Source organism: Alsobacter sp. P4_H11 (assembly GCF_056400925.1).
Window position 1 is genome coordinate 234,845 of sequence record NZ_JBFUKI010000005.1, and the last position, 13,704, is coordinate 248,548.

The window sequence follows — 13,704 nt, forward strand, 5'->3', positions numbered from 1 at the left end:
GAGGTTCAACAAGGCGGCGCCGCCCTCACCCCAGCCCTCTCCCTGTTCCAGGGAGAGGGGGCGCGTTTGGGCGACGGAAAGAATTAGAGGCTCGCGACCACCACGAGGCGCTTGATTTCGCCGCGCATGAAGGCCTGGAGGAAGCGGTCGTAGTCGCGGATGGAGACGCAGCCGTTGGAGTCACCGCCTGGTCCGAGCATGAAGGTGTGCGCCAGCAGGCCGTCGCGGCCGTAGATGGCGGCCGTTCCGCCCACGGGCGTGAGGCGGATGGCCTGGACCCCGTGGAAAAGCGTCTCGCGCAGCGTCAGGTCGTAGGTGTGGGGCGGCGTCGGGCCCTTCATCCGCTCGCGGACGTAGCGGATGTCGTCCTTGCGGTCGCCCAGGCCCGAATGCGCCTCCAGCTTTTCGCCGCTGGGCAGGTGCACGGTGCGGGACGCGATGTCGTAGATGGCCGTGCCGGCCGTGGCCGTGCTGGGGGCCGGCGTCACGCGCTGTAGCGGGCCGCGCATCAGGAGTTCGTCCTGCGGGGCCGCATAGGCGAGCTGCGGGCCGTTGTTCTGCTTGGGCTGCGAGCCGAAGAGCTTCTCGAAGAAGTTGCGGTCGTCGGCCGGGGCGGCCTGCGCGACGGCCGGGACGCCGCGCCGACGCGGAGCCTCCATGGCGATGCGCGGCCCGCCTGGAACGGGCAGCCGGAACTCGGAGGGACGCGGCAGCGGCAGCGGCGCGGCCTTGGCGATCACGGTCTCGGCTTCCGGATCCTCCGGGTCGTCCTCGGCGTCCGCAACCGCGGGCGCGGGAACCGAAGCGAGAACGATGGCGGGAGCGCGCGACGGCTCCGCCGCGCCCCAAGCGAAGCTCGCGGGCATCGGGGCGCTCTGCGCCAGCGGCTTGGCCGGAACGCCGAGCGAAAAGCCGGGCTCCATCAGGGGCTGCATCTGCGCGTAGGCGACCTCGAACGCCTTGGCGGTGAAGGCCGCGGGCGTGGCCGAGCCGTTTTTCGGCTCCAGCGCGTAGGAATCCTCGAAGGTCTTGGCCGTGAAAGCCAGCGGCGAGGCCGGGCCGTTCACCCGAACCGGCGAGCGGTTGCTGGTGGTCAGCGGCGCTTCGGGAGCGGGCGCGGTCATGACCGCCCAGGCGGCCGCGCCCGCAGTCATGCAGGACAGAACCACCACCGCGGCCGAACTGAATCCGCGGCGTGAGCTGGACCGGGCAACAACGCCGTTTGAACGCGAAGAGAAGGACCGCATACGCTACGTTCTCTCAAGCACAGCCCGCTGTGGATTGGCACAAGCCCAGCTCTAGGCGGGTCACTCAACTGTGCTCAATAAGGCGCGCGCATGGTTAATCGGCCGTGAAGCGCAGAAGCATTGCCTCAAAAAAATGCGGACTGCAAGTTGCACTGGGATTCTACGGACGCGCTCAGCGGCGCGCGACGAGGCCCAGATCCTCCCGGCGCTGCTGTTCGGCCACCGAGGTGGACAGCCGAAACACGTCGCGCGAGCGGATCGCGCCGATCAGCCGATCGGGCTTTTGCGGGTCCACGACGGGCAGCACGCCGCGGTCGTCCTGGCCGAAGATCGCCACCACGTCGGCCAGTGTCGCGGTGGGCGAAACCCGCACCACCGGCGTGCCGATCAGGTCGGCGGCCGCCAGAGGCAGGTCGGGCTCGTTCTCGACGACCTCGACCAGCGCGGGATCCACGAGGCCAAGCAGGCGGCCCTTGTCGTCCTGCACGGCCACGGCCTTGTTGCCGGCGTGCGACACGGCCCGCGCCACCTGCTCCAGGCTGGCGCTGGCCGGGAGCACGAATTTCGCCGGCCGGATCAGCTCGGCGATGCTCACCGTGGTGAGCCGGCTGATGTCGTGGCCGCCCTCCAGCGCGAGGCCGCGCTGCTGGAAGCGCCACGTCGCGAAGCTGTAGCCAAACAGCCGGTCGGTGACGAGCGACGACAAGACGGCGCCGAGCGCCACCACGAGGGACGCCTCGTAGTTGCCGGTGCTCTCCAGCACCAGAAAGGCCATCGCGAGCGGGCTGCCGATGATGCAGGCGCCCAGCGCCGCCATGCCGACCAGCGCGCACAGGGTGGGGTTCGCGACCGGCACATAGGGAAGCAGCTGCGAGAGCCAGGCCACCCCCTGCCCCAGTAGCGCGCCGATAAACAGCGAGGCGCTGAACAGGCCGCCGCGAAAGCCCGCGCCCAGGCTCAGCGCGGACGCCAGCGCCTTGGCGCCGAGCAGCCCCACCGCGAGGCGTCCGACGATCTCGCCGTTCACGGCCTCGTCGATCGCCGCGTGGCCGCTGCCCAGGATGCCGGGCGCGAGAAAAGCCAGCGACGCCAGGCCGAGCGCGCCGAGGACCCGCCTGATCGTTTCGGATTTCGTCAGCCGCGCCAGGGCGCGCTCGACGCCGCCGACAAGCACCATGACGGCGATGCCGAGCAGCGCGGCCAGGATGCCGATCACGGCCGAGACGGGGTAGTCCGTCCACACGGCCGAGGCCGTTTGCCGGATCACGAACGGCCTCGGGCCGCCATCCAGCGCCGTCACGGCCATGAAGCCGCAGATCGCCGCCAGCGCGACGGGAGCCAGAGATCGCTTGTTGTAGGTGCCGAGCACGAGTTCGAAGGCGTAGAGCATGCCGGCGATGGGCGCCTGATAGGCGGCCGAAATGGCGGCCGCCGCCCCCGCTCCCACGAGCAGCCGCAGGTCCGAGCGCGGCAGCTTGAGCCGCCGGCCGAGCACCGAAGCCAGCACGGCGCCGGTCTGCGTCACCGCGGCCTCGACGCCCACGGACGCGCCGAAAGACACCGACAGGAGAATGGGCAACACCACCGCGACCCCGTCCTCCCAGGTCAGGTAGCCGCCATGCAGGGCGTTCGCCTCCACGGCGTCGGAAGGCGGCCTGTCGGACAGGCGCGAAGTGAGCCAGGTGGCGAGCGAGACCAGCAGGGCCCCAACCACCAGCGCCGCGCCGACGCGCCAGGGCGCGGTGTGGTCCGGCACCGCGACGCGGTTCTCGGCCGCGAAGCCCAGCGCCGCCCGCTGCGCCCAGATCACGAGATGATGAACCGCGAACACGCAGGCGCCGGCCGCCACCCCGACCAGGCAGGCGCTGGCCAAAAGCGCCAGCGGCGTTCCGGAGCGGTTTCGAAACAGCCGGCGCCAGCGCGAGGTCGCGACCGTTCCGGCCGCCGCGGGCGTCGGGGTACGACGGCCCACGCGCTTCCCCAGACGGTCCATGCCGTCCCGCCAGAGCGCGCCAAAACCGCTGTCCGCCATGCCGTCCGTCCCGATCGGCCGAGATTGATCGCCTAGCCGCGACCGCGAAGCCTCGCCGTTCGTACCACGAACGCGCCGCCCTGCCCGAACGCTTCAAACGGAACAGGGATGCGTGCGACGCCGTCGCGCTTTCGGGCCGAGGCGGCCCGCGGGTCCGGCCTCGGGCGCCAGCGCCGGCGGCAATTTCGCCCGAGCGTCTTCGCGACCTGCGGGATTGGCCGTACAACGGCCAACATTCGTGCCCTTGTTGAAAGCAGAACAGCCTGAAAGCTCCGCTTAAGCTCACCTGCCCTTCGTAGTGAGCCGGACTGGATCATTCCTGTTCAACGTGTTTCCTTTCCGGCCTGCATCGCCGGTTCAGCCGCAAGCGGGCCGGAAAGCGATTCATTTTCGTGTCATCTTCACCTGGACTTGCCGTGATCCGATTCATCTCAAGCCTGTCGAAGCGTCTGTCCCGTCGCGCCCTCTTTGCGCTCTGCCTGGTTCTCGCCGCCGCCGTCACGGCCGCGATCGCGATTCCGGTGGTGCGCATGCAGCCGGCCGACATGTCCTACACGGCCTTCGCCAAGGCGGCGGCGAGCGGTGAAATCGCCCGGGTGACGGTGGGCGAGGACGCGATCCTGGTTTACCGCCGCACCGGCGGCGACGCGGTCGTGAAACTTCCGGCCGGCTTGCTGGACGCGGCCTACCTGGATCGCCTCGCGGCGTCGGGCGTCGAAGTCGACCTCAGCGGACGCCATTGGGACCTGCTCGGCGTGCTCGGCGGCCTGGCGTCCTTTCTGCTGATGGGCGTCGCCGTGGTTGTGATGGGCCTGCAGCTCGACCTGCGCGGCAAGCTCTCCTGGCCGGCGACCGCCAAGGCGACGCCCTTTCGGTTCAGCGACGTCGCCGGGCTGGAGGAGCCAAAGGCCGAGGTGGCCGAGATCGTCAGCTTCCTGAAGAACCCAGAGTCGTTTGCGACCGTGGGCGCGCGCGCGCCTCGCGGCGTGCTGATGGTGGGACCTCCGGGCACCGGCAAGACGCTGCTGGCGCGGGCGCTGGCCGGCGAGGCCGAGGTGGCGTTCATGGCGGTCTCGGGCAGCGACTTCTCGGCCGCGCTGGTGGGCGTCTCCAAGAGCCGCGTCGCCCGGCTGTTTCGTGAGGCGCGCCGCAAGGCGCCCTGCATCCTGTTCATCGACGAGCTCGATTCGATCGGCAAGAAGCGCGCCGCCGGCGCCTCGGCGGCCGAGCGTGAATACGACACCACCCTCAACCAGCTCCTGGTGGAGATGGACGGCTTCCACGGCTCGGACGGCGTGATCGTGGTGGGGGCGACCAACCGGGTCGACGTGCTCGACCCCGCCCTGCTCCGGCCGGGCCGGTTCGACCGTCAGGTCCATGTCGGGCTGCCGGACATCGCCGGGCGCGCCGCCATCCTGGCCGTGCATTGCGCCAAGCGGCCGCTGGCCGAGGACGTCGAGCTGCGCGTGATCGCGCGCGGCACGCCGGGCTTCTCGGGCGCGGAACTGTCCAACCTCGTGAACGAGGCGGCCGTTCTGGCCGCCCGCGTCGGCGCGACCACTATCACGGCGGAGCATTTCGCCGGCGCGCACAAGAAGCTGCTGATGGGCCTCGAGCGGCGCAGCCTGGTGCTGGACGCCGGGGAATTGCAACTCGTCGCCGTGCACGAGGCCGGCCATGCGCTCTGCGCGACGCTGCTGCCGGCCGCCGACCGGGTGCATTCGGCCACCATCGTTCCGCATGGCGGCGCGCTCGGCATGGTGATGCGGCTGCCCGAGAAGGACCGGCTCTGCGTGCCGCTCGACAAGCTGCGCGCCGACCTCGTGGTCGCGATGGGCGGCCGGGCGGCCGAGGAAGCGGTTTTCGGCCCCGACAAGGTGACCACCGGCGCGGCCTCCGACATCGCGTTCGCGACCGACCTCGCCACCCGCATGGTCACCGAATGGGGCATGAGCGCCGCCACCGGCAAGATCAAGGTGACGCTGCGCGACGGCGACCTGCCGCAATCGGTGCGCGACGAGGTGCGGGCGCTGGTGGAGCAGGCCTACCGGGCGGCCCGGCTCATCGTGGACGACCGCCGCGACGCGCTGGACCGGCTGACGCAGGCCCTGCTCGACCGCGAGACGCTGAACGGCGCAGAAGTCGTTGCCGTGATCGAGGGCGCGGCCTCCGACGGCGCGGAGCCGCTGCGGGCCGCTTAAGGCCGGTTCCGACGGCCCCAAGATTCCGGTGTTTCTCTTGAAAGCCGGCCAGCGAAAGAGCGCTGGCCGGCTTTTTCGTGAGCAAAACCGCGAGGCAGGCAAAGCGATGGCATTAACCTGGAACGCTTAATGATTGGCTCGATTGGACTAGTCCAAAGGTTAATCGTCGAATGGTTTTCAAAGCATCAGAGCTCTCTCGAATAGGCTTTAAGGATGCTCTTTAACTAGGTTGAACAACCTAGGGTTGCTATTTGAATTGAATTGTAACTACTTGAGGCGACGTTACGGGAGCTTGTCGCCCAGGTGCTCATCCAGCTGACCCAGTCGGAGGCCGCCAGCCGCAAGGCTGGCCGCAAGGTTGCGATCGTCGGCGCGGGGCCGGCGGGGCTGACCTGCGCGGCGACGCTGCTGGACGCCGAAGCCGGCCTGGCCATCACGGTTTTCGAGGAGACGGCCGACATCGGCGGCATCTCGCGCACGGTGGTCTACAAGGACTGGCGCTGCGACATCGGCGGGCACCGGTTCTTCAGCAAGGTCGAGGTCGTGAACGCCTTCTGGCAGCGCATGCTGGGGCCCGACTTCATCGACGTCGACCGGCTGAGCCGCATCTACTACCGCGGGCGGTTCTTCCAGTACCCGATCAAGGTGCTGGACGTGCTGTGGAAGCTCGGGCTCTACGAGAGCGTGCGCGTCGGCCTCAGCTACCTGAAGTGGCAGGTCCGCCCCAGCCGCACCGAAGAGTCCATGGAGCAGTGGGTGATCAACCGCTTCGGCGGGCGGCTCTACAAGCACTTCTTCCGCAGCTACACCGAGAAGGTCTGGGGCCGCTCCGGCTCCACCATCCGGGCCGACTGGGCCGCGCAGCGCATCAAGTCGCTGACGCTCTGGGGCGCGCTGAAGAACGCCTTCACGGGGACCAGCAAGGAAACCTCGCTGATCGACCGCTTCCGCTACCCGCGGCTCGGCCCCGGCATGATGTGGGAGCGCGTGCGCGACTACTGCGTCGAGCGCGGCGCGACCGTGACGATGCGCAGCTCCGTCTCCCGCATCCGCCGCGACGGCGACCGGATCACGGGCGTCGAGACGATGTCGGAGGGCGGCGAGACCGCGTTCCACCCCTGCGACGCGCTGGTGTCGTCCATGCCGCTGCAGGACCTCGTGCTGCGCATGGATCCGCCGGCCCCGCCGGCCGTGCAGGACGCCGCGCGCCGGCTCGGCTATCGCGACTTCCTGATCGTGATGCTGATCCTGGACCATCCGGATCCGTTTCCGGACAACTGGGTCTATGTGCACGAGCCCGACGTTCAGGTCGGCCGCATCCAGAACTTCCGCGCCTGGTCGGCCGAGATGTGCCCGGACCCGACCAAGGCCTCCATCGGCATGGAGTATTTCTGCCAGGAGAACGACCAGCTCTGGGCCTCGTCGGACGCCGACCTCATCGCGCTCGGCGCGCGGGAGCTGCAATCGATCGGCTTCGCGCCCGCCACCTCGGTGGTGGACGGCACGGTGATCCGCCAGCCCAAGGCCTACCCGGTCTACGACGAGACCTACAAGGCCAATGTCGACGCCATCCGCGACTGGCTGAACACGCTCGAGAACGTCCAGGCGATCGGGCGCAACGGCATGCACCGCTACAACAACCAGGATCACTCGATGCTGACCGGCATGCTGGCGGCGCAGAACATACTGGGCGGCGACCACGACCTGTGGGAGGTCAACACCGAGCGCTCCTACCACGAGGATTTCGTGGTCCGCGAGCCGAAGGGCGAGCATGTTTGAGGCGCCCGCCACACCGGCCGGCGCGTCCCTCCAGCCCGGCCTCCTGCCCGGCCCCATCTCCGGCGCCTCGCCCCGCGCCCCCCTGCCCGGCAGCCTCGCGGTCGTGATCCCGGCGCGCAACGCGGCCGCGACCATCGGCGCGTGCCTTGCCGCGCTGGCGGCGTCCGAGCGCCCGGTCGGAACCGTGATCGTGGTCGACGACGCCTCCACGGACGACACCGGCGCCATCGCGCTCGCGGCCGGCGCGCAGCTCATCGTCAATCGGCAGGTCCGCGGCGCGGCGGAGTCGCGCAACATCGGCGCAAGCGTCAGCGGGGCCGACCTCCTCGTCTTCGTGGACGCCGACGTGGCGGTTGCGCCGGATGCAATCGGCCGCCTCGAACAGGCCTTCGCGTCCGAGCCCATGCTCGCAGCCGCTTTCGGCAGCTACGACGACGCCCCGCACGCGCGCAACGTCGCATCGCTCTACGGCAATCTGCGCCACCATTACGTTCATGCCCGCGAGCGCGAAGGCGCGGAGGCGACGACCTTCTGGACCGGGCTCGGCGCCGTCCGGGGCTGCGTGTTCGAGAAGCTCGGCGGCTTCGAGCCCGGCCGCATGGCGATAGAGGACATCGAATTCGGCATGCGGGCCAGCGCCGCAGGCCTCCTCATCCGCATCTTTCCATCCGCGCAGTGCAAGCACCTCAAGCGCTGGACGGTCGCGTCGCTCATGCGCACCGACATCTTCGTGCGCGCCATTCCGTGGGCCGAGTTGATCCTGAGCGGGAACGGGCCCGACACGGCCCTGAACCTGCGCCTCGGCGAACGCCTTTCCGCCGTCGCGGCCTGGATGGCGGTGGTTTTCGCCTTGGCGACCGGCTTCTTTCCGCCGCTTTGGGTCGTGGCGGCCTATGGCCTCGCCATGTGGCTTGCGATGCAGCTCGGCTTCCTGCGGCTGCTGATGTCGACCGCCGGCTGGAAGACCCTCCCGGTGCTGGGCCTCCATTTCCTCTACTATCTCTACGCCAGCGTCAGCTTCGCGTCGGTGTCCGCCCGCAACGCGATCGCGCCCCGCTCCTGGATGGAGCCCGAACCGTCGCCGGCGGCGGGCCGGCGCTTCGCGCTATGACGTCCCCCGCCATCAGACAGGCTCCGGGTCCGGCGTCCGGCTCGGCCCCCGGCGCAACGGCCGGGCTGCGCGCCGGGCCCTGGCTGGTCGGACTCGCTGCCGCGCTGCTGGTGGCGGCCGCCGTCGGGGCCGCCCTGCTGGCGACGTGGGATCCCGCCGCGATCGCACGGTTCGCCCAGGCCAACCGGGCGGTCAGCGCCAATGAGGGCCAGTTCCAGCTCGATATACCCGGAATGCAGACGCGCGCCGCCTGGGCGGCAGCCGTCTATGCGGTTCTCGCGCTCGGGGTGATCGCCGGCGCTCGCCCGCTCTCCGGCGCGTTCGACCGGGTGTTTGGCGAAACCGGCCGAATCGTCGGCCACTGGCCGGCGGCCCTGCAGGGCATGAGCTTCGACATCTGGTGGGTCGGTGTCCTCACCGGGTGCACGCTGGTGGGGCTGATCGTGGCGGGCGCGCTCGTGCCGATGCGGCTCGATGAGAGCACCACCTTCCTGAACTTCGCCAATCGCCCGGTCGCGATCGCGCTCGGCTACTACGCCACGCCCAACAACCACATCCTGCATACGCTGCTGATGAAGGTCTCGGTCGCGCTGTTTGGCGAAAGCCCGCTCGCCATCCGGGCGCCCGCGATCCTGTTCGGCGCCATGCTGCCGTCGCTCGCCTATGTGGCCGCCCGTCGGCTGTTCGATCCGACCATCGGGCGCGTGTTCTCGGTGCTGTTGCCCGGGAGCGCGTATTTCCTGGAGATCGCCGCCAATGCGCGCGGCTACTCGATCGTGCTCGCGGCCTTTCTGGCCGGGATGGCGTTGCTGCCCGGCGCCCTGCGCGGCCGACGCGCCGCCGCGGCCGGCCTTTGCCTCGTGGGCGTCGTCGGCGCCTATGCGGTGCCGATCATGGTCTACCCGTTCGCGATCCTGCTGCTGTGGCTCGTGATCGGCGGCATGGTGGGCCCGACCGCCACCGCGATCTCCGGCCTTCGCACCGCCGTGATGATCGGGGCCATCACGCTGGTCGTCACGCTGCTGCTGTACTCCAGCGTGCTCGTCGTCACGGGCGTGGCGGACGCCGGGCCGGTCCAGATCATCGCGTCGGGGCTCGACGCTGGCGCTCCCGCCGACGTGGCGGCTCCGGACGAGCGTTTTCTCACGCTCGCCCAGTTCCTGCGCGAAGCCGTGGGCCAGTGGCTCTTTCCCCTGACCGGCTGGGCTGCCCCGGCGGCGGCCGTCCTGGTCCTGGTCGGCGTCGTCGCCAGCATCGCGCATTCGTGGCGCGGGGCCAGCCTCGTGGCCGCCACCACGCTTGGCGTCGCGACCGTCTACCTGATGAGCGCCCGTGCGGCTCCGCCGCCGTGGTCGCTTTGCTTCCTGTACGTGCTGGCGATCCTGATGGCGTCGTGCGGCTGGGTCTCCTGCTGCCGGCTCGCTCTGCCTCGACGCATCGCCACGCCCACAGCGGAAGCCGGCTCCGTCGCATTGGCGCTCGGCCTCGTGGCGGCGACGCTCGCGTCGTCCTTTCCGCATGGCGTGCCGAAAGCCTTCCACTTCCCGGATGGCCCGGTCGTGGCCCGCGCGGTCGCGGACCTGCTCGGGGACGACGACATGATCCTGAGCCGCGAGGCCGAATATCCTCCGCTGCGCTACGCGCTGCGCCGCCTTGGCGCTCCGTGGCGCCAGCCCCGCATCGCCCCGAACGCCGAGCGCGAGATCCCGCCCGGCCGCGGCGTTCTCGTGGTGGACCGCCGCGACAGCGGCGAGCCGCCTCTCGAGGAAGGGCGGCTTCCGGCCTCGTTCCACCTCGTTCGATCGTTCGATTTCAAGGACGCGGTAGTCCGCTATTATCGCGCGGAAAGCCCACCGCCTTCTCCCCCGGCGCAATCGCCATGAGCCTCTTCATCGAGAGCCCCATCGCCGTCAGGGAGCGCCGCTCGTGACCGCAGTCGTGTTCGTTCTGCAGATTTTGGCCGTAACGGCCGCCTCGGTTCTGGCGGCGGCGCTGGGCGTCGCGATCCTGCGCCGCAACGCGCTGACCGCCCTTGCGGTATTTGCATATCGGCCGCCGCCCTCCATGCGCCGTCCGGACGCACGCTGCCCGAGGCTCTGGGTCGCGGTCGCGTGCCGCAACGAGGAAAAGCGCGTCTTCGAACTCGCCGATGCGCTCGGCCGGCTGGATTATCCGGCCGACCGCATCCGCTTTGTTCTGATCGACGACACGTCCTCCGATTCGAGCGCGCGCCTCATGGCCGAGATCGCCGCCGCCCGCGGAGCGGCCTGGACGAGCGTGGCTCTCTCCGGGGCGCAGCGTGGCAAGGCGCAGGCGCTGCACGAAGGCCTCGCCGCCGTCACGATGGAAGACGACGACCTCCTCCTCGTGCTCGACGCCGACCACCGGCCGGAGCCGGGCGCGGCGCGCAGGCTGGTGGACTGGTTCGACGATCCCACAGTCTCGGGCGTCGCCCTGCACCATCCGGTGATCGCCGCGAGCCGGAGTCTGGTGTCGGCCTTCTGCTTCCTCGAACAGGCGATCACCGAAGAGGTGACGTCGCGCGGCCAGGACGCCGCCGGGCTGGCGATCAAGTTCGCCGGGTGCTGGGCCTGTCGCGGCGCCATATTTCGCAGGCACTATCCGGACGGGGCGGCGCTCGACGGTTTCCAGATCATGGATGACAGCCTGTTCACGGCGTCCATCCAGGGCCAGAACGGCCGCATCCGCTACGCGTCGGACGTCCGCGTCTGGCAGGCCGTGCCCTCGACGGTGCGGGGCTATGTCGACCAGCACCTGCGCTGGTCGTCGAGCCTGACCACCACCGCTCCGGTCAGCATGCGCCAGGCCGGCCAGAACGGGAGCGCCCTCGCGCGGGCGGACGCCTATCTGGCGCATGCCGGCTATTTCGAGCGTCCGGCCCTCGCAGCCCTGCTCGCGCTGGCGGCCGTCAGCGGCCTCGCGGGCCTCAGCATCGTCCCCGCGGTGGCGCTGCTGATCGTGATCTGCGCTTATCTGGCGACGGTCGCCGCCCAGGTCGCGGCCGCGCTCGTGCTCGAAAAGGCCGATCCAAAACTTTGGGCGATGACGATCGCGTCGCTGGCGCTGTTGCCCCTCGACGCCGCGGTCGCGGTGCTCGGCTCCTGGCGAGGTCTGCGCCGGCAGCGGTTCGAGTGGACCGTGGAGCATCGGTCGTGACGCAGGTGGAGCACGCCGCCACCCGGGGCGGCAGACACAACGGGCAACTTCACGTCATCCAGGCCGCCTCCGGCTGGCCGACGCTCGACCTGCGTGCGCTGTGGGACGCGCGCGAGCTCCTGATGCTGCTGGTCTGGCGCGACATCAAGGTGCGCTACAAGCAGACCGCGCTCGGCGTCGCCTGGGCGGTGCTGCAGCCGCTGCTCGCCACCGCGATCTTCACGGCCGTGTTCGGTCGGCTGACCTCGACGCTGGCGGAGGGCGCGCCCTACCCGGTTTTCGTACTCGCCGGCATGACGCTCTGGACGCTGTTCTCGAGCGGCCTTTCGGGCGCGTCCGACGGTCTCCTGAAGAACGAGCAACTGGTGAAGCGGGTGTATTTCCCCCGCCTCGTGATCCCGCTCGCGGCGGTGCTGTCGCCCGTGTTCGACGCCGTGTTCGCCAGCGTGGTGCTGATCGTCTGCCTGCTCGTGTACGGGGTGGAGCCACGGGCGAGCTGGCTTTTCGCGCCCGTCTTCATGCTGTTGGCCGTCGCGGCGGCCTTCGGGATCGGGGCGATGCTTTCGGCCCTGAATGCGCGCTACCGCGATGTCCAGCACGCGGTGCCCTTTTTTATCCAGGTTGGCTTCATCGCATCGCCGATCGCCTATGCGTCCAGCAGCCTTCCGGAAGGCTACCGGACGCTGTTTGGCCTGAACCCCGTGGCGGGGCTGATCGAGGGCTTCCGCTCCTGCCTCTTCGGGACTGCGCTGCCGGTGGGCGAGCTATCGCTCTCCCTCGCGGTGATCGCCGTTCTGGCCGTGGTCGGCGCCCTGGCGTTCAGGCTCGGCGAGCGCACGCTCGTCGACGTTCTCTGAGGGGCCGCATGGACGCCATCAGGGCCGAGCGCCTCAGCAAGAAATATCTCGTCAGCGCTGCGCGCGACAGCCACCCGACGCTGCGCGACGCCCTTGCGGGGATCGGCCGGCGGCTGAAGGGCGCGGGCGACCCCGCCGACCGCCAGCCCTTCTGGGCGCTGCGGGACGCGAGCTTCACGGTGAAGCAGGGCGAGGTGCTGGGCCTCGTGGGCTCCAACGGCGCGGGCAAGAGCACGCTTCTCAAGATCCTGTCGCGCGTGATCGAGCCGACCGGCGGGCGCGCCGAGATCCGCGGCACGATGGGCTCTCTGCTGGAGGTCGGCACCGGCTTTCACCCCGAGCTGACGGGGCGCGAGAACATCCTCCTGAACGGCGTCATCATCGGCATGTCGCGCCGAGACGTGCTGGCGCAGTTCGACGCGATCGTGGCCTTTTCGGGCGTGGAGCGCTTCATCGACACGCCGGTGAAGCGCTATTCCAGCGGCATGTATCTGCGCCTCGCCTTCAGCGTCGCGGCGCACCTGCGCACCGACATCCTCCTGGTCGACGAGGTGCTGGCGGTCGGCGACGCCGAATTCCAGAAGAAATGCCTCGGCAAGATCGGCGAGATCGCGGGCGACGGCCGCACGGTGGTGTTCGTCAGCCACAATCTCACGGCCGTCCAGAACCTGTGCACGCGGGCGCTGCTGCTGCGCAACGGCGAGGTTGTGGCAGACGACGCGCCCCGCGCCGTGGTGGCGCGCTATCTCGACAGCGCGCCCGACGTGGCGGCGGAACGCCGCTGGAGTGCCGTTGACGCGCCCGCCAATGACCGTGTCCGCCTGCGCCGCGCCGCCGTTGCGCCGGAAGGCGGACGGCCTGGCGATCCCATCACGGTGCGCACGCCCATCGTCGTGGAGGTCGACTACGATCTGCTGGAGAACGGCCCCGAGGCGGCCGGCGCGCTGGTAGTGTTCAACGAAGCCGGGCTCGTGGTGTTCAGCGTCGGGCCCCTGCGTCCGCCAAGGTCCGTCGCGGCGGGCCGCTACCGGGACCGCTGCCTGATTCCGGGCGACCTCATGAACAACGGCCGATACCGCATCGAGATCAGCTACACGGTTGCGGGCGCGTCGCATGATCTTCAGGTTGCAGACGCGATTGTGTTCGCCGTAGAGGATGCGCCGGACTTCCGGCATGGCTGGCAGGGCGAATGGCCGGGCGCGGTTCGCCCCGCCCTGCCGTGGGACACGGTCCGCCTCGATGAACCGAAGGACGTTTCGGCTCGGCGCGGCGCGGGCGCACGGACGGAGGCTTGCTGATC

10 protein-coding genes are annotated in these 13,704 nt (G+C 69.9%); 8 read left to right on the forward strand and 2 right to left on the reverse strand.

The annotated features are described in order from the left end of the window. Positions 1-83: 83 nt before the first annotated feature. Positions 84-1,124, reverse strand: coding sequence for a DUF2778 domain-containing protein (locus AC1DSZ_RS10800; RefSeq protein WP_476838363.1), 1,041 nt, complete (start codon positions 1,122-1,124; stop codon positions 84-86). Here AC1DSZ_RS10800 and AC1DSZ_RS10805 point away from each other — a divergent pair. After that, the gene (locus tag AC1DSZ_RS10805) at positions 1,123-1,302 is read left to right on the forward strand and encodes a hypothetical protein (protein WP_476838364.1); all 180 of its coding nucleotides are present in this window, start codon (positions 1,123-1,125) and stop codon (positions 1,300-1,302) included. The two genes, AC1DSZ_RS10800 and AC1DSZ_RS10805, sit on opposite strands and share 2 nt — an antisense overlap. 117 nt (positions 1,303-1,419) lie before the next feature. Here the strand turns inward: AC1DSZ_RS10805 and AC1DSZ_RS10810 are convergent, their stop codons facing one another. Further along, positions 1,420-3,279 carry a chloride channel protein gene (locus AC1DSZ_RS10810; protein ID WP_476838365.1) on the reverse strand — a complete coding sequence of 620 codons (1,860 nt, stop codon included), beginning with the start codon at positions 3,277-3,279 and terminating at the stop codon, positions 1,420-1,422. Positions 3,280-3,695: 416 nt separating this feature from the next. On the opposite strand from AC1DSZ_RS10810, the gene AC1DSZ_RS10815 reads away from it, so the two are divergent. The 7 genes from AC1DSZ_RS10815 (at position 3,696) to AC1DSZ_RS10845 (ending at position 13,702) form a co-directional block, all read left to right on the forward strand. Further along, a complete protein-coding gene (locus AC1DSZ_RS10815; RefSeq protein ID WP_476838366.1) occupies positions 3,696-5,480 on the forward strand; it encodes an ATP-dependent metallopeptidase FtsH/Yme1/Tma family protein in 1,785 nt (594 codons plus the stop codon). 303 nt (positions 5,481-5,783) lie between these two features. After that, positions 5,784-7,259 (forward strand): NAD(P)/FAD-dependent oxidoreductase, encoded by a 1,476-nt coding sequence (locus AC1DSZ_RS10820; protein WP_476838367.1) that lies wholly within the window; start codon positions 5,784-5,786, stop codon positions 7,257-7,259. Then, positions 7,252-8,370 (forward strand): glycosyltransferase family 2 protein, encoded by a 1,119-nt coding sequence (locus tag AC1DSZ_RS10825; RefSeq protein ID WP_476838368.1) that lies wholly within the window; start codon positions 7,252-7,254, stop codon positions 8,368-8,370. The genes AC1DSZ_RS10820 and AC1DSZ_RS10825 overlap by 8 nt, the downstream gene beginning before the upstream one ends. After that, a complete protein-coding gene (locus tag AC1DSZ_RS10830) occupies positions 8,367-10,253 on the forward strand; it encodes a hypothetical protein (RefSeq protein WP_476838369.1) in 1,887 nt (628 codons plus the stop codon). The genes AC1DSZ_RS10825 and AC1DSZ_RS10830 overlap by 4 nt, the downstream gene beginning before the upstream one ends. Positions 10,254-10,296: 43 nt before the next feature. Next, the gene (locus AC1DSZ_RS10835; protein ID WP_476838370.1) at positions 10,297-11,547 is read left to right on the forward strand and encodes a glycosyltransferase family 2 protein; all 1,251 of its coding nucleotides are present in this window, start codon (positions 10,297-10,299) and stop codon (positions 11,545-11,547) included. Next, on the forward strand, positions 11,544-12,404 hold the full coding sequence (locus AC1DSZ_RS10840; RefSeq protein ID WP_476838371.1) for an ABC transporter permease: 861 nt from the start codon (positions 11,544-11,546) through the stop codon (positions 12,402-12,404). Before AC1DSZ_RS10835 ends, AC1DSZ_RS10840 begins: the two co-directional genes overlap by 4 nt. Positions 12,405-12,412: 8 nt before the next feature. Then, on the forward strand, positions 12,413-13,702 hold the full coding sequence (locus tag AC1DSZ_RS10845; protein ID WP_476838372.1) for an ABC transporter ATP-binding protein: 1,290 nt from the start codon (positions 12,413-12,415) through the stop codon (positions 13,700-13,702). Positions 13,703-13,704: the final 2 nt, after the last annotated feature.